12 protein-coding genes and 1 tRNA gene are annotated in these 17,029 nt (G+C 41.1%); 5 read left to right on the top strand and 8 right to left on the bottom strand.

Annotated features, from left to right (window positions below):
• The first annotated feature begins 531 nt into the window (after positions 1–531).
• The gene (locus tag M2273_RS19740) at positions 532–4,680 is read left to right on the top strand and encodes a hybrid sensor histidine kinase/response regulator transcription factor (RefSeq protein WP_429399484.1); all 4,149 of its coding nucleotides are present in this window, start codon (positions 532–534) and stop codon (positions 4,678–4,680) included.
• 208 nt (positions 4,681–4,888) lie between these two features.
• Here M2273_RS19740 and M2273_RS19735 read toward each other — a convergent pair whose 3' ends face one another.
• The 5 genes from M2273_RS19735 to M2273_RS19715 form a co-directional block, all read right to left on the bottom strand.
• Positions 4,889–6,232, bottom strand: a complete 1,344-nt coding sequence (locus M2273_RS19735; protein ID WP_429399483.1) for a family 43 glycosylhydrolase — start codon at positions 6,230–6,232, stop codon at positions 4,889–4,891.
• 198 nt (positions 6,233–6,430) lie between these two features.
• Positions 6,431–8,005 carry a glycoside hydrolase family 43 protein gene (locus tag M2273_RS19730; protein WP_429399482.1) on the bottom strand — a complete coding sequence of 525 codons (1,575 nt, stop codon included), beginning with the start codon at positions 8,003–8,005 and terminating at the stop codon, positions 6,431–6,433.
• 177 nt (positions 8,006–8,182) lie between these two features.
• Positions 8,183–9,310: an alpha/beta hydrolase-fold protein gene (locus M2273_RS19725; RefSeq protein WP_429399481.1), complete on the bottom strand. Its 1,128-nt coding sequence runs from the start codon at positions 9,308–9,310 to the stop codon at positions 8,183–8,185.
• A 79-nt stretch (positions 9,311–9,389) separates the two neighbouring features.
• On the bottom strand, positions 9,390–10,838 hold the full coding sequence (locus M2273_RS19720) for a family 43 glycosylhydrolase (RefSeq protein WP_429399480.1): 1,449 nt from the start codon (positions 10,836–10,838) through the stop codon (positions 9,390–9,392).
• Between the two features lie 50 nt (positions 10,839–10,888).
• A complete protein-coding gene (locus tag M2273_RS19715; RefSeq protein ID WP_429399479.1) occupies positions 10,889–11,620 on the bottom strand; it encodes a hypothetical protein in 732 nt (243 codons plus the stop codon).
• Between the two features lie 215 nt (positions 11,621–11,835).
• Here M2273_RS19715 and M2273_RS19710 point away from each other — a divergent pair, with 215 nt between their 5' ends.
• Both M2273_RS19710 and M2273_RS19705 read left to right on the top strand, forming a co-directional pair.
• Positions 11,836–12,078 carry a hypothetical protein gene (locus M2273_RS19710; RefSeq protein ID WP_429399478.1) on the top strand — a complete coding sequence of 81 codons (243 nt, stop codon included), beginning with the start codon at positions 11,836–11,838 and terminating at the stop codon, positions 12,076–12,078.
• Between the two features lie 40 nt (positions 12,079–12,118).
• A complete protein-coding gene (locus M2273_RS19705) occupies positions 12,119–13,048 on the top strand; it encodes a hypothetical protein (RefSeq protein ID WP_429399477.1) in 930 nt (309 codons plus the stop codon).
• Between the two features lie 191 nt (positions 13,049–13,239).
• On the opposite strand, the gene M2273_RS19700 is transcribed toward M2273_RS19705, so the two are convergent.
• On the bottom strand, positions 13,240–13,470 hold the full coding sequence (locus M2273_RS19700; RefSeq protein WP_429399476.1) for a hypothetical protein: 231 nt from the start codon (positions 13,468–13,470) through the stop codon (positions 13,240–13,242).
• 313 nt (positions 13,471–13,783) lie between these two features.
• Positions 13,784–13,857, bottom strand: a tRNA-Pro gene (locus M2273_RS19695).
• Between the two features lie 185 nt (positions 13,858–14,042).
• On the opposite strand from M2273_RS19695, the gene M2273_RS19690 reads away from it, so the two are divergent.
• Positions 14,043–15,287, top strand: a complete 1,245-nt coding sequence (locus M2273_RS19690) for an NAD(P)/FAD-dependent oxidoreductase (protein WP_429399475.1) — start codon at positions 14,043–14,045, stop codon at positions 15,285–15,287.
• A gap of 7 nt (positions 15,288–15,294) precedes the next feature.
• On the opposite strand, the gene M2273_RS19685 is transcribed toward M2273_RS19690, so the two are convergent.
• Entirely contained in the window at positions 15,295–15,702 is a 408-nt protein-coding gene (locus M2273_RS19685; RefSeq protein ID WP_429399474.1) for a DUF4199 domain-containing protein, read from the bottom strand.
• A 276-nt stretch (positions 15,703–15,978) separates the two neighbouring features.
• Here M2273_RS19685 and M2273_RS19680 point away from each other — a divergent pair, with 276 nt between their 5' ends.
• On the top strand, positions 15,979–16,956 hold the full coding sequence (locus M2273_RS19680; protein ID WP_429399473.1) for a YeiH family protein: 978 nt from the start codon (positions 15,979–15,981) through the stop codon (positions 16,954–16,956).
• Positions 16,957–17,029 lie beyond the last annotated feature (73 nt).

Genomic DNA, 17,029 nt, shown 5'->3' with positions numbered 1-17,029 from the left:
GTCTTCCACAGCTGTATATCCCAAAAATTGTTCATTAAACTTTGACCAAAAGTATTTTGAAAATAGAACTTGACGTGCCACAAATGTTGAATAAATCAACACTTTGGTTGAAATTAGGGGCTTATGGCACAACAGATGTCTTGGTTAGGCAAACAATGTTATATATCGTAAATCAATTAATAATTTAAGCTATCCTTCTCCAATACAGCAAATAATCGTTATATCACCGGCTTATATCAATTATAATTAAGGTTGCCCTCTCCCTTTGCGATAAAATAATTGGCCCCATTATCGGGTGAACGATCACTGTCATCATCCGATATACCTAACAGCCTATAGTAAAACATTCGGTTGGTAACGTTATTATTACGCAATCGATTGTTTTTTATTAATTTATAGCTTAGATTTACGTTGTGCGATTTTACTAAATGCTTGAATTCGCACCGTTATAAACCTCATTTTTCGAAAATGTATTTATCAGTACACTCATCTGCCAATAAAGCCGGATGTCTGTACAATTTTTAAAAAGCAATGGCAACTGATATGTTAAATCTTCCATTATCACTTAAGCGAGCTACGGTTAACCGGTTATTTTTAATTATATTAACGGTATCATTCAGTATCACTATCCCATGTAGCGGGCAGGCCATCCGATTTACTGTAATGACATCTCACGACGGTTTGCTCTCAAATACGATTAATGCGATCATAAAGGACCGTTACGGATTTTTATGGTTTGCAACGGCCGATGGGCTGGACAGATTTGACGGTATGGAACATAAGCCATATCGCTTTGATCCGGCAGACAAATCAGGTTATCGCTCCAAAGAAGTGACCAGCATGTATGAGGATGAAGCAGGGCAGTTTTGGGTAGCTACAATGGGGGGCGGTTTATATTATCTCGACCGTTCTCACGACCAGTTTCGACCCTACAAGGAGAGTTCTGCAGGTGGACCCCTTACAAACAGCTATATAAAATCTATCTATGGTGATAATCACGGCCGTCTTTGGATTGGTATGATAGGAGGCCTGTGCGTACTTGACCCAAAAACAAAAAAAGAAATATTTTACAAAGCCGACGAACACAAACCCGGGCAGCTCCGTTCGGGTATCATATTATCCATCTTCAGAGATAGCAAAGGGCGAATGTGGATTGGTACGGATAAAGGCCTCTATCTTTATGATGAAGGATCAAACAGCTTCGTTGCCTTTCGGCATGAAAACAACGCCCCCTCAAGTATCCCAAATGAGGGAATAAATACCATAGCCGAATGTCAGCACAGGTTATGGATAGGAACTAATGATGGACTAAGCTGTTTGTCGGCGGATTTAAAAACTTTTAAAACTTTTAAATACAAACCCAATGATGATAGTACGATTAGTGGTAACCTTATTTATAGCATAGCCGCGAACGGTAATAAAATTTGGGTAGGCACCGAAGGCGGTTTGAATATTTTAGATCCGGTATCCGAAAAGGTAAAACGCTACAATCATGATGACAGGGATAAATTCAGCGTAAGCAGCAAATCTATCCGCTGCATTTATAATGATCCTCAGGGAATTTATTGGCTTGGCACTTACCAGGGAGGAGTTGATAAGTATGACAGAAACCTTACTTTATTTAATTCAAAGCAAAATAATGCTTATGATCCTGCCGGACTAAGCGCCCCTTTCGTTTCATCGTTTGCCGAGAACAAGGACGGGGATCTGTTTGTTGGTACGGATGGCGGAGGCTTGAATCTTTTTCATATCAGGAGCGGTTTGTTCAGCCATATTGCTATAAAATCTAAAACAAGAAGTAATTCTGCCGGGCTTCCGATATTAAGTATGATGCTTGACCGCAATCAACAACTTTGGATCGGCACTTTTCAGGATGGCCTGTTTATTTACAATACAAAAACTGGCAGGTACCAACAGTTAAATGCAGGAAAAGATGATGCGCATATAAATCACAACGAAATTTTTTGTTTGAAGGAAGACAGCAAGGGCAGGATATGGATAGGGACCAATGGCGGCGGAGTTAATGTGTATGATCCTGATAAAAAAACCTTTTTTAAATACGTATCAACTCCAGCCTCTGCCGCCGAAAGGCAGTTGCCTGTTAATGGTTATATCAGAGCTATTGAAGAGGACGATGAGGGAAATATTTGGATTGGCACCTATGGCAGTGGAATAGCTGTTTTAAATCCTACAACTCAAAAGTTCAGGGTGTATAATAATAAGAATACCGGAATGGCGATCGATCGCACATTTTCGCTGTTGCAGGACCATAATGGCAATATGTGGATTGGCACTGCCGGGGATGGGTTATATTGCTTTAATCTCCACCAAAAAAAGTTGGTTAATTATTCGGCACCAGACGAACTGCCAGACGGAGTAGTGCACAAACTGCTGGAGGACTACACCGGCAACATATGGTTAAGTACTGATAAAGGAATATGTATGCTTAATGCGGCGTCAAAAAAGTTCACGCATTATTCCGCCTACAATGGCCTGCAAAACGACGCGTTCATCGACGGATCAGGCCTCCGGTCAACTAAAGGCCTGCTTTTCTTTGGCGGGGCCAAGGGCTTTAACTATATTGACCCACAGCAGGAGGTAAAAAGTAACAACAATGCTCCTCCTGTATTTTTAACCACTCTTAAAGTAAATAATAACATTATATTGTCTGGCAGTCACTCGCCACTTAAACAAGATATTTCGGTAGCGAAGCAGATTGACCTGAATTACAAGGAAAACTTTTCAATCAGTTATTCTGCAATTAATTTTACGCTTCCCCAGCAGAACAAATTCGCCTACATTCTTAAATCGTTCAATAAAAGCTGGAATTATGTAGGTTCGGCTACGACAGCGTATTATACCAATTTAGACCCGGGAGAATACCTGTTTGTAGTGCGGGCTTGCAACAACGATGGCATATGGAACAACTTAGGTACACAAATCCGCATCGTGATTCATCCGCCAATATGGATGACCTGGTACGCCTATTTGCTATATGCCCTGATGGCTGTGGGCACACTTCTGTTCATCCGTTATCGGGGTATAAAAAAATTAAAAAGTAAACTTGCGCTTGAACAGGAAAGAAAGGAAGCCGAACGACTACATGAGCTTGATATACTTAAGATTAAATTTCTTACCAACCTGAGTCATGAGTTCCGCACACCAATCTCACTGATCATGGCACCTGCAGATAAGTTATTAGCAGAACACAAGGACGAGCAAACCACAAGCCAATTGGCAGTGATACGACGAAATGCGCGGCGGCTGTTAAATTTGGTGAACCAACTTTTAGATTTCCGCAAATTAGAAGAGCAAGAATTAAAGCTTAGCCTAACCGAAGGTGAAATATTTTCGTTCATAAGTGACGTTGTAGATTCTTTTCATGATTTGTCAGAATCGAGAAGCATCACTTTTAATTATAAGGCGCCTCAGGAAAAATTGTTCGTACGTTTTGATCACGATAAAGTGGAGCGTATTTTATTTAACCTGCTCTCCAACGCTTTCAAATTTACATTACCCGGAGGGAGTGTTTCTGTAAATATTACCAGGCATTCCACATCCAACATAGATAAAACGGTGTTGGAATTTAAAATAAGTGACACCGGTATTGGTATTGACCCGGAGAGAAAACATTTAATATTTAAACGATTTTATCAGGCAGGGGATGTTAATATAGCAAAGGTAAATCCTGGAAGCGGAATCGGTCTTTCAATTACTAAAGAGTTTGTTGAAATGCACGGTGGCAGCATTACTGTTGAAAGTGAATTAGGAAAAGGTTCAGACTTCAGCGTGTTAATTCCGCTTGAAGTTTTTGCTGATAGGTCATTGGAAATTCAGCTGCCGGTTAAAACAGATGTTAAAGAAAAAGATCTCCGTATAAAAAGAAATATTGCCCAAGCAATTACAGACATGCCGGTACTGCTTATTGTGGAAGATAACGATGAGTTTCGCTATTATATTAAAGATAGTTTAATGACCCAATATAAAATTGTTGAGGCTTCAAATGGTGTAGAGGGTTGGGATAAGGCTTTATCATGCCACCCTGATTTGATCATTAGCGATATAACTATGCCATTTATGAATGGCATTACGCTGAGTAGGAAAATAAAAGCCGATAAACGTACCAGCCACATCCCATTGATAATGCTTACCGCCTGCACACGCGAAGATGAGCAGCTGAGAGGACTCGAATCAGGGGCAAACGATTATTTGACCAAACCCTTTAATTTTGAAATTTTAAATGTCAAGATCAAAAATCTTTTACAACTCAATACCATGCTTAAAAACACCTATAAAAAGCAATTAAAAGTTATTCACGCAGACATGGAGGTGGCGTCGAGCGGAGAGAAATTTTTAAAAAAGGTGATCAATTACATAGACAACAACTTAAATAATCCAAAATTTTCTGTTGTAGATCTCAGCGAACATTTGGCAATGAGCCGGGGAGCGCTTTACACAAAAATATTTGAGCTTACCGGTCTTCCCCCCGTTGAATTTATCCGCTCATATAAACTCGACCGGGCCGCGATATTACTTCTGAAGAGTGATCTGACCGTTACACAAATAGCCTATGAGGCAGGTTTTGCAACACCTCATTACTTTTCACGGTCGTTTAGAGAGAAGTTTAATATGCTTCCATCCGATTACAGAAAGGTGGAAAATAACAGTGTGATGGCATAGAAAAGCGGCTTTTATGTCATTATAATAACGCCTCCCTATGCCAGGCAGATCTGCGGGTGCCTTTTGCATTTGAGCAACAAAGCATAGGGAAAAGCGAGGAACAGTTGTAATAATTTTTCGTGCCACTTGATTTTAGCGGCGTGTACACAGGTTATATCAACGGTTTTAGATCCGTATAGTTTTATCGGACACTTACGGTATATAAGGCTTATTCGAAACTTATCCAGTCAACTTCTACATGACCGCTGCCTTTTAATTGTACTATAAGGTTCCTGACACCGCCAGGCATCGATAAAACTGCTTTTTTAACAACACTCCAGTTATTTCCTTTTGGTATAACAAGTTTTGCTATAATTTTGCCCGGCTTATCTTCAGTACTTATAGATAAAGTTCCTCCTGTTGCTGAACAGGCGTTTATGTTAATGTGCCCTGTTGTTTTTTTGCCAAAAACCACACTATTATATTTCACCCACGAATTGGTTTTATTGAAAATAATTTTCCAACCCTTGAATTTGTTTATCGTGTCCAGAAACCCCACCTCTACTCCATCCGCGCTTTTAGCACTAAACCTGTCTATCTGTATTTTTTTTGATGAGGCGGTTACACCAACGCCACGTAATGTGGGAATAACCTTGCGAATAGTGCCATCTTCATTAAAAAACAAGCTATCGGCCCGTACCGCCCGGTTTTTATCAAAGCTTGGCGATAAGTCGTCATTATGATAAAATAAGTACCATTGATTTTTAAATTCGATTATCGATTGATGGTTTGTCCAGCAGCCAGAAGCTGATTCGTCCATGAGCACGCCGGCGTATTTAAAAGGCCCTAAAGGGCTATCTGACATGGCATATTCAAGCCGTTCTATTTTATCAGCTACATGCGGATAGGTCATATAGTAAATACCCTTTCGTTCAAATAAGTAAGGCCCTTCTTTTAAGCCCTTATCTGGAAAGCCTTCAAGTTTTACCGGCTCTGATACCAGTTCAAGCATATTTGCTTTAAGCTTAGCACCATACAGGTTTCCCTGCGCCCAATAAATATAGGCTTGTCCGTCTTTATCTATTTGCACATTCGGATCTATACCATGAATCCCGGCTATGGGCAACGGCTGCGGAACGAAGGGACCATAAGGTTCGTCGGCTATTGCAACGCCAACTGAAAACCCTTTGGAGTTACCAGACTTTGCAGTGGCAGGAAAATAAAAATAATATTTTCCTGCCCGCTCAATACAATCAGGGGCCCACATGCTATACGCTGTCGAATCGGCCCAGGGCACTTTATTTTGACTTACTATTACGCCGTGATCGGTCCAATCGGTTAGGTTGGGCGATGAAAATACATGATAATCCTGCATACAAAACCAACCGGGTTTGCCATGCCCTGGCGTGGCCGGGATATCGTGTGAGGGATAAAGATATACCTTGCCGTTAAAAACACGGGCCGAGGGATCGGCGGTGAACTGGTTTTGTATAAGTGGGTTTTGTGCCATCAAACAATTGAACCATAAGATAGATACAGTTAGCGCTGCGCATTTCCTAAAATCCTTCATCATTTACAATTTATTACTATTCATTATTTTGTTCTTAAAATTGATTTTTTTTACTGCCACAGAAAAAACAAAAAAGAGGTATTAAGCTTTTTCATGATTTTTTTATTAAAGGATACTACCATCCTGGTTATAAGCCCGTTTCAGTCTTTACGCGGTGGCTTTAAGACAATAAAAAACAACCTATCCTGATAAACAACCGGCTTAATTTGGGCTTGAATTTTTATCGCCTAACCGGAAATAATCAAAGTCGGCATATCCTCCTGTAACTTGGGTGGCGTAGTTAAAAAGGCCAAACCTGTAACCCATAAAGTGTGGAATGGTATAAGCCATTTGAAGCGTGGCGCCAATTGGTATCCAATTATTTCCGTCGGTGCTGTAATAAAAATACGCTTTGTCAGTGCGGTCTTTAAAATCACACGCTGCCTTTAAATACACCAGGTTTTGGGTTAACGGAATACTTGCCGACTCTGTTGGCGAAGCACCCTGTGCATTTACCATAACGATAAACTTATTGCCGTTTATCACCTTCACGCCCACCCATCCAAATTTTTTCTGTAACAATGCAAGGCCTGCGTGGTCGCCATCTTTAAGTCCGGATACATCAACAGCCGTTATAGCTAAGCATTCGGGCCCAAACGTGCGCTGTGTGAGTATATTTTTTGCTGCAACTAAAGTGGTATCAAGCCTCCCCGTAGTAAGCCTGAGGTATCCCTTACGCTGCCTTACAGACCATAATTGATTAACAGGGTTATGGTTCCATTGCCAAACCAGGGGCAAATCGCGTTCACCGCGCCTGCGGTTAAATTCATCCGGGGAGATTATACCTGGTATTAATGATCTATTTGCCGGTAAAGCTACAGTATCGGGGGCTTGATGATTTACACCCAATACAGGCCAACCATCCTCCCAATTTACAGGAACCATATAAGGCACCCGGCCTACTGAACCAAAATCGCGGAAAAGATATGCAAACCACTGGCCATTAGGTGTATTTACTAAACCGCCCTGAGCTACGCCTTTGTCCTGTAATGCCAGGCGACCCTCGTAGGGCCCGGTAATATGATCTGCACGGTGAATAAGAACACTTCGCATTCCACCACGTGGCCATGAAATATTGAATAGGTAATATTTTCCCTTAATTTTGAACATCTGGGAGCCCTCAGCTGGCAATCCTAAATTCGGCCCGGCAGCCAGGCTCGCATTCTCTATCAACACCTGTGGCTTTGTGTCAGGTTTTAGTCCTGAAAGGTCATCCTTTAATTGAACTAACATGATACGCCCGCTTCCATAAATCATATAAACTTTACCATCATCGTCAAAAAACAATGAATGGTCATGCAGGCTTGGTTTAAAGGATATAGCCTTCCACGGGCCTTTTTCAATATTGTGAGTGGTATAAATATAAGTTTTTCCGGTATTGCCCGCAAACGTAGAGACATAGTAAACGTCGTTATGATAACGCAGGCTGCTTGCCCACGAACCTCGTCCATAACTGCTCTGTCCATTATTTAAGTTTAGGTCATCGGTATCATCCAAAATATCATACGCATAGTTAACAAGTTTCCAATTGACTAAATCCATAGATTTCATTATCGGCACCCCAGGGCTCATATGCATAGTAGTACTGCTCATGTAATAAGCATTACCTACCCTAATTATTGAAATATCAGGCACATCTGCGTAAATAATTGGATTATGAGCCGTTTGTGCAAAAGACACGGATGTAGCCAAAAAAAATGCTAATCCCCAAAAAAGATCATTTAAAATTTTGCGCATAGGTTTGTTAGTTCATATTATTTAGGGCAGCGATTAAACTAAGCATTTGTACCAGCGGTAGTTAAACTTTGCTGATGTTATACTCATTTTACGGGTTTAACTATGTTATAAAAGCGATGCATTAATCTTTATTCCCAATTAACGCACTTAATGAATAGATCAACACAAAAAGGCCGCTCAATCCTTAAACAACAGCGGAGCAAGTTCATTCAGGCTGCGGCGCCAGGTCAGAAACTCATGGGCAGTATGCTCTGAAATAAAAGATACAGCATTATAGCCTGCATCTTTTAATGCAGCAGCAGCTTTTTTTACGCCATCAGGATTTTCTTTACTGCCGCAACTCATAAAAATAAGTTTAGCCTTCGGTTTATCTTTTAACTCAGCGGGTGTATAAGTCCCCCCGCTTAAAAGACCATAGTAGGCAAATTCATCGGGCTTGGCAAGTGTTATTAAATGTGTTTCCATGCCGCCCATTGATAACCCTGCCATCGCACGGTGTGCCCTATCTGCAACCGTACGGAAGCTGGCATCCACATAAGGCACCAACTCATCTGTTAATACGGTTTCAAAAGCATCTATCTTGAAATTCCTCAAACCGCCAGCGCCTATTTTAACATCGTTGGTCATACCATAGGTCATCACTATAATAAATGGTTTTATTTTGCCTTCAGCAATTAAATTATCCATGATCAGATTGGCATGACCCTGGTTGCTCCATGCTGTCTCGTCTTCACCCCAACCGTGTTGTAAATACAGCACCGAGTATTTCTTCGATCTTTCCTTGTCGTAACCCGGAGGTGTATAAACAAATGCCCTCCGCTGAGTGTTTGTACTTTTTGAAGGAAAAAGTATTTGCTGCACATTACCGTGTGGCACATCCTTTAAGGCATAAAAGTCCTGGTCATGAGCCGGTATTTCTATACCGCTTTCCCAACGGGTGGAACCATAATAATTCAATGTGCCCGGGTCATTAAATAAGCCTCCATCAACTATTAAATGATAATAGTGAAAACCTTCGTCCATTGGCCCTTCCGTTGTGCCTGAAAAGTACCCGTCAGTACCTTTGATAAGTTTAGTACCCCCACGTCCACCCAGGCCTAAAGTAACCCGTATACTGTCGGCATTAGGTGCTTTTATACGAAAACGCGCATAACCTTGCGAATTAACCTGGGGATATTGCTGCCCCGGCTGATTAAGGCTGGAAGCCTGGAAATCTTCTTTGATCTCTTCATGGCTCGTTTGAGCCTTGCAAAGGCTACCGGCCAAGGAGGTTGCTAACACAATAATTAAACATTTAAAATTCATATCGCCATAATTTAAGTTTCAGGATGGTTACGTTTTTCGGATTGTATTTATAGCACCAAGTTCATTTTACTTAAATAAGTTAGTGTGCCCTAAAATTCCACTTGGAATTATCACTATTCATATCAAACCTGGCGAGTGTAGGTGTGCTGTCGCCAGAAGACACTAAAGCCAGCTGCTCCTTCGAGTTCGGGACCACCTTGGGCATAATCCTATAAGTTCCATCAGTCAACTGATCAATTCGCCATAATTGTTCCGGCGCGCCGGTAAACGTTGGGACTGTTATCAGTTCAGCTTCGGCTGTTGCTGCTAATGCACGGTCTGTTCCGGCAATTACTATTTTATAATATGGTCCGCCCAAATATCCTCCTGCACCAGGAACCTGTGAAATTGTCCATTTTTGATGAGGACGAAACATATAATCACTTATCCGTACGCCAATGTTTCCGGCTGGCCAGCTTTTAATTACATCTGCTAATTCCTGTGACGGCACCGGTTTTACCGGTTCATCATTATTTCGATTAAATCGCATTCCACCCGGCATTCTTATAAAATCAACGCCCAATTGCAAGGCGTATCCCCTTCGCTCAGACTCAATCTCGTAAGTTCCATCTTTGAAGTTATCACCAGCAACAGGCCATCCATTTTTCCATAGTAACGGGCGGATGCCCAATACGCTACGACCACTTTGATCCAAATCCGCCTCGTAATGACAAGATATTTTTTCAACGCCATTGCCAACTACTATACGTCCAAAATGCCCTGGCCCAATCAACCTATCACCAGCTGCAACTACCATTTTGCCACCTCCCTTCAACATACTTCTTCCTATGTTATCAAGGTATGGACCCGTTATCTTTCTGGAGCGGCCGACAACAATATTATAGGTTGAGTTAGGACCGTCACAGCATGTGCCGTGTGTTCCAAGTAAATAATACCATCCATCCCGATATAACAGATCTGTGGCTTCACAATCGATGGCTATGTTTAATGCTTTATTACCTTCCACACGCTTACCCGTTTTGGGATCAAGTTCCACAAGGCGTATATACCCAAAATAGGTACCATAGGATAACCATAACCTGCCATCGGTTGGGTCCAGAAGAAGCCCCGGATCTATCGCATCATTATCTTCTATACCATCGGATGAGGCAACTTTGACAGCCTCTGAATATTTAAAATCCGGCGATTTTGGATCAAGCGACTTATTCCACATGGTAAGTATTGTTCCGTTATGACCGCCCGCCAGGCCACCACCAGTTGCGCCATAAACAATAAGGTAGCGGTCACCAATTTTCAATACATCAGGAGCGGCGCCGCCGCCGGGTCTTACAGCGCCCCCATTCCATGTCCAGCCATCTTCGGATATTAATCCGCCTCCACCTGTTCCAAATGTGAAATACTTTCCATCAGATTCTGTGATAGTTGACGGATCATGTATAAATGGTTTACCAACTTGTGCTATCGCATTTCCGGTTAACCACAATAAAAAAAGGGCTACAGTACTTATTACCTTTACTATTAATTTCATAATAACTTATTGCTATACAAATTCCACGTTAAATGGGATGATCAACTGATTTATTGCAGGGTGATGGTGAGACCTTTTATCGGATCTCCTTTTTCGTCAAGCAGACGAACGCAAAAATCACTAAGTCCAGGCCCGTTGATTACTGCTCCCCGTATGATATTTTTTCCTTTGTTCAGTGTCAATCGGGCTGAGACGCAATCATCCATCACCATGCGTCTATCGCCGTCAAGTATCACTGCTTCTTTTCCGTTTAGCCACCACATTGATCCTCCGTTTGACCCTACAGCCAATCTTACATTTTTCATTTCCCGCGGACTGTTGATTATGGTTACCGCCCAAAACAAAACGGCATAGGTCTGTTTCCTCAACCCGTAGGCAAAACGAAATAATTTGAGGTTGAAATCCGGACTTTCCAATGCATGCCATAACAATTCCTGCTCCCCAACTTTTACTTTTTCCCTATCCTTCGGAATAACCGTAAACTGGTTTGGAAAATAATCGGTTTCAAATTGTGTTTTCAGGTAGTTGTCTGTAAAAACAAGATTACTCCGTATTGATTTATTAATGGGCTCTAAAAGTAACCATCGCTGTATAAACCCCTCAGGATTCGGGTTTTTTTTTGATGCGGTTGCCTGGATAAAGAATGGTGCGAGGCTTCGCGTGGTATCATTTTCGGTTATAGGATCGATCCTGCCCGAAGTTGCAGACTGTCCTTGTGACCTTAATCCGGCCAAAATTAGAAGGCCCGCCGCCAGCAACGATGCACTGCGTTTAATATTCATAGTAGGTACTTTAACTTAAATCAATTTTTAAAAAATGGCTGCAAACCATTAATCCAAAACTATACCTTCAGAAAAGGACTTCATCACACTATTGAGCAATAAAAGTCAACTTTTGTCAATAATGCGGCAATAAAAGGAAGCATTCCTCAGCAAAATCAATTAAAAAATCCCCTGATGTTCTGTTTTCCGAAAATCCTTTTGTGCTTTTAAAAACCGTGGATAATCGTATTCAGGCAGGTGCCATCCATACAAACGATATTGCGATAAAAGTGCTTCCGGGACACAGGCTCCTGCGGATCCGGGTGGGAAGGTTGGAACTCAATGACCAGACCATGTTCTGTTCGAGCATGCTAAACACGCGGCTCGAAGATCCGCCATTTAAAATTGATACACCATCAAACCCGATAAAACGACAGGGTTTCGAGATGATCAATAATCGCAGGATCTCCACAAGGTGATGCAGTATGGCAAGGTGCCGGCGATCGTGGCGACCATGCCATGATCGCTCATGGTGCTTCAAGGTTCGCGTTGGCTTACGGAAACCCTGATTCTGCAAAGGTCTTATGGCCACTTATTACCTGGTGTTTGGAATATAGCCACAGGAAATTAAATGACCAGGGTGTCGTCACCTCCAATTCTGATGAACTGGAGGGGCGCTTCCCATCCGGCAAAGCCAACATACCAACAAGCAGTCTTTATTATGGTGCGTTAATATCTGCGGCTAATTTGGGTAAGCAATTGCATCAGCCAAAAGCGCAAACAGATGCGTATTTAAAACAGGCCGCAGTGCTTAAAGTAAATATCGAGAAATATTTTGGAGGTAATGTGGAGGGTTTTGAAGCGTACAAATATTACGAAACCAATAATGTGCTGCGTGCCTGGATCTGCGTACCCCTTACCATGGGTATCTTAAACAGGGCCGAGGGAACGGTCAACGCCTTGTTTTCGCCCCGGTTATGGACGACAGATGGATTAGCCACCGAGGCAGGCAAAGAAACATTTTGGGACCGCTCAACCCTATACGCGCTTCGTGGGGTATTTCAGGCCGGTAAAACAGAAAAAGCAATGGACTACTTGCGTTATTATTCGCGCAGAAGGTTGTTAGGGGAGCATGTCCCCTATCCTGTAGAAGCCTATCCCGAAGGTAATCAAAGGCATTTATCGGCCGAGGGCGGATTATATTGCCGGATATTTATCGAAGGTGTGTTTGGTATACTGCCAACCGGTTTTAACAGCTTTGATTGCACGCCACGGTTACCAAAGGGCTGGAATGAAATGGCATTAAATAATATCCATTCATTCGGGCATGTATTCGATCTTAAAATATCAAGACTGAACAAGGAAAAACTAAATATTACTATTACCCAGGGCAGCAAAACAATCAAATACAAAATAAATGATGGTGGTACGCAAGCAGTGACGCTATAGAAGAAGTGCAATCTATAGAAGAACTTATCTAACCTATTAAAAACAAGGTTAGCTTATAAAACCAGGCCCAACGCAGTGGCTGGGCTTGGTTTTATTACTTTCTGCTTCATTAGCATTTAGCCTGAAGGCTGAGACATCCGGTCGGCCAGGGTTCGTGGTTCTCTTGAATTTCACCTATTCTAAAAGCTAAACTAATATTGGTGATTCTTGCGGATTTGAGACCGCATATAATTTTCAAAAAGTTGTTCCCGCGCTCGTTTTTCATCCCGTTTTCGCAAGCGCCTGTTAAGTGTCCAAAAGAACCGGGCCCAAACCGCAAGCGTTATCAGGTATAATATCCAGCCATACGAATTTCCCAGGGCTGCCATCAAAGCCATGGTTGAAATAAAGAATGTAAAAATAAGATGGATGAATGTTTTCATAAATTAAATTTAACAATACCCTTAGCTATCCTCAAGTATTCTTCGATAATTTTATGCACAATAAAATGTTAATTAATCTCATAAACACGGTTATTTAACCTTGCTGCCTGTACTACCCACGCTTTTTTGCCATTTACGGTAATACTCATGTAAATAGGCGCTTTTCCGTCTTTTTCTAATCTTAAGTTGAAATAGAAACCAAAACTTTTAACTGTTTTGGCTTATTTTGGTGTTTCAGGGAAACCCTTAAAAGCACAAAACCCTGTAAATCAGTAGATTTACAGGGTTTTGATACTTGTTGGTATCGCTTTCGTCGGGATGGCAGGATTCGAACCTGCGGCCTCCACATCCCAAATGTGGCGCGATACCGGGCTACGCTACATCCCGTTCCCGATTGGGTTTGCAAAAGTAGGATTTAAAATCAAGTTACAAAACTTTTTTTCAAAGAAGTTTCAACTTAAACCTTAACCCATTCATTTGCACAGGTTTGAATTTTAAAAAAAAATTCAAACTCCTCATTTAAGCTTATTTTTATAGTAATTTAAAGCCAATAGTGTGTTTTAAAACTTTAAATGACATACAATGTTATTCAAGCAAATTCCCTGCAAAAGCATATGAATCTTTATGACCAACAACCGTACTGGCTCATGAAGGATGGTATTGTTGCCTCCTACCCTTCTTTGCAGCAGCACCTACAGGTAGATGTTGCTATAATGGGTGCGGGTATCAGCGCGGCTTTAACTGCCTGGCATTTGCGCAACTCGGGTTTAAAGGTAGCTGTGTTTGATAAAAAGCATGCCGGCATGGGTAGTACTGCGGCAAGTACTGCCTTTTTGCAATACGAAATTGATACCCCATTAACTGTATTAAAAAATTTGATTGGCGAACCTGATGCTGTTAGGAGTTATGAACTTTGCCGCAAAGCAATTTATGATATTGGCGATCTGTGCAAATCACTGAAGCCAGCCTTTGATTTTCACTTGCGACCAAGTTTACAATATGCAAGCTTTAAAAGTCATACAGCCAATTTGTTAAAGGAGTTTAAACTGCGTAAAAAACATGGTTTTAAAATAGAATGGCTTGAAAATACTGATGTAAAAAAAACATTTGGCTTTGACGCTCCCGGTGCAATCTTTTCGGCAGATGGCGGTGAGGTGGATGCCTATCTGCTTACACATGCTTTACTCAAGAACTTTATGGATGCAGGCCATAAAGTTTATAACAATACAGCTATAGTTCACATAGAACATACCAGGCAGCGTGTAATATTACTTACTGCGAATAATCTAACCATAAAGGCAAAAAAACTGATAATAGCCTGTGGTTACGAAAGCCTGCACTACATTCCCAAAAAAATTGCTGATATCAACTCTACCTATGCCATGGTTTCTGAGCCCATGGCCGATGAATTTTTTTGGCACAAAAACAGCCTGATATGGGAAACCGCAACGCCATATATGTACTTCAGGGCAGTAAGTGAAAACCGAATCCTGATTGGCGGTCGTGATGATCCATTTCATCACCCACATATTTCACCATCTGCAATTAACAGAAAAACAGAGATGTTGAAGAAGGCCTTTTTAAAAAAGATGCCCCACATACCATTGGTGCCTGATTTTAGCTGGGCCGGTGCCTTTGCTTCAACAAAAGATGGATTGCCTTATATTGGATCAATTGCCGAAAGGCCAAATACTTTTTTTGCTTTGGGGTTTGGAGGTAATGGAATCACTTTTAGTATTATTGCAGCCCAAATTATTCACGACCTGATACTTGGCAAAAAAAATGCAGATGCCGATATATTCCGGTTTAACAGGTAATTGAAGCTTAGTTAAGCTTACCTGATCTGTTCATCAGCGTTAGCGAAACCCCTATGCATATTAGTATCCCGATTAATAACCCGCCAAATAAACGACCAGAAAAGTCAAGGAAGTTGTTCCCCTGGTCAACATAGTTAAGGTATACAAGTCCGCCTAAACAGGCAAAAATCCCACCTATTAATAATATCCTGAAACTTTGAAACAATGCTTCAAAAAAGCTGAGACTATTATCTTTTTCATTTTCTTTATAACTTTTCACGCCTATGTAAACACCAACCAAGGGTATTAAAACAGATAAATACTCAATCGGTGCAACATGATTACCAGAATTGCTATATCCAAAATTGTGCATTACAAACAGCCAGGTTCCACTAAAAATACCAATTACAAAACCAGTTACAAATGCATTTTTCATGGCTTTAATTTACGAAAATGATTTAATGATCTGCCTATAAGAAAGTTAAAACTTAAGATAATTGTTTGCACACGTATTATATTTTATCAATATGCCCTGCTCCCGTTAATTTGCATAACAATAAGCAATGATAAACCCAGATCCACAATATCAATCTGATATATATTAATAGCTAAAAATCCCATACATCATAACCAAAAGTTATTAAACATATCATTTTGTGATAAAAATCACACCTACTAATGCTTCACTTTTGCATGTATTAAAAGAAAGATCATGCATACTCCAAATCAATTCACCAATAATTCCAGCGCGTTATTACTTCATGTAAGTTCAAACGCTCGCATAGTTATATTTGCATTATGTACAGCACTTTGCCTGACGCCATTTATAAGCCCCGCAATAGCACTGTTAATGGGCCTTGTCATTGCTCAGTTTACCGGTCATCCATATCTTCATTTAAATCATAAGGCCACTCACCTGTTGTTACAAATCTCTGTAGTGGGTTTGGGTTTTGGCATGAACGTTCACAGCGCCCTGCAAGCCGGTAAAGAAGGCATATTGTTTACCATAGCATCCATTACCGGAACACTGGTTTTTGGATACCTGATGGGTAAATGGTTCCGTATCGAAAAGAAAACTTCCTACCTCATCTCATCGGGAACAGCCATTTGCGGAGGCAGTGCTATAGCAGCAATTTCACCTGTCATCAAAGCCGAAGAAAAACAAATATCGGTTGCTTTAGGCTGCGTTTTTATCCTTAACTCCATAGCATTATTTATATTTCCGTTGATAGGACATCATTTAAACCTGTCGCAAACCCAGTTTGGTTTATGGTGCGCCATTGCTATTCATGATACAAGTTCAGTAGTTGGTGCTGCCAGTAAATATGGGCCCCGTGCCCTGGAAGTAGCCACAACGGTTAAGCTTGCAAGGGCCTTATGGATCATACCGGTAGCCTTTATATCATCATTTATTTTCAAAAACAACTCAAAAAAAATAAGTATCCCCTATTTTATCGGGTTATTTGTCCTGGCCATGGTCGCCAATACTTATATACCGGCGGTATCCAATATCAGTCACTACTTCATAAAAATTGCCAGGGCCGGTTTAACGCTTACCTTATTTCTGATAGGTGCAGGATTATCACGCGCGGTGTTGTTATCAGTAGGCTCCAGGCCCTTAATGCAGGGTGTATTACTGTGGATTATTATATCTGTTACAGCTTTATACGCGGTAATACATCTGGTATAATAACTTTCTTATAAAGCTAAATAATTTCAATAAACAAAAAAAGCGTAGTTTTACGCTTACTGATTTGCAGTTT

The sequence above is a fragment of the Mucilaginibacter lappiensis genome, assembly GCF_050433765.1.
GTDB lineage: Bacteria > Bacteroidota > Bacteroidia > Sphingobacteriales > Sphingobacteriaceae > Mucilaginibacter > Mucilaginibacter lappiensis_A.
This window is presented reverse-complemented; position numbering and strand designations above follow the sequence as displayed.

Excerpts from the sequence above, each read along its gene's own strand:
- M2273_RS19725 (WP_429399481.1), bottom strand. The coding sequence starts at position 9,310 with ATGAATTTTAAATGTTTAATTATTGTGTTAGCAACCTCCTTGGCCGGT.
- M2273_RS19740 (WP_429399484.1), top strand. The coding sequence starts at position 532 with ATGGCAACTGATATGTTAAATCTTCCATTATCACTTAAGCGAGCTACG.
- M2273_RS19720 (WP_429399480.1), bottom strand. The coding sequence starts at position 10,838 with ATGAAATTAATAGTAAAGGTAATAAGTACTGTAGCCCTTTTTTTATTG.
- M2273_RS19680 (WP_429399473.1), top strand. The coding sequence starts at position 15,979 with ATGCATACTCCAAATCAATTCACCAATAATTCCAGCGCGTTATTACTT.
- M2273_RS19735 (WP_429399483.1), bottom strand. The coding sequence starts at position 6,232 with ATGATGAAGGATTTTAGGAAATGCGCAGCGCTAACTGTATCTATCTTA.
- M2273_RS19705 (WP_429399477.1), top strand. The coding sequence starts at position 12,119 with ATGATCGCTCATGGTGCTTCAAGGTTCGCGTTGGCTTACGGAAACCCT.
- M2273_RS19690 (WP_429399475.1), top strand. The coding sequence starts at position 14,043 with ATGACATACAATGTTATTCAAGCAAATTCCCTGCAAAAGCATATGAAT.
- M2273_RS19715 (WP_429399479.1), bottom strand. The coding sequence starts at position 11,620 with ATGAATATTAAACGCAGTGCATCGTTGCTGGCGGCGGGCCTTCTAATT.
- M2273_RS19700 (WP_429399476.1), bottom strand. The coding sequence starts at position 13,470 with ATGAAAACATTCATCCATCTTATTTTTACATTCTTTATTTCAACCATG.
- M2273_RS19685 (WP_429399474.1), bottom strand. The coding sequence starts at position 15,702 with ATGAAAAATGCATTTGTAACTGGTTTTGTAATTGGTATTTTTAGTGGA.
- M2273_RS19730 (WP_429399482.1), bottom strand. The coding sequence starts at position 8,005 with ATGCGCAAAATTTTAAATGATCTTTTTTGGGGATTAGCATTTTTTTTG.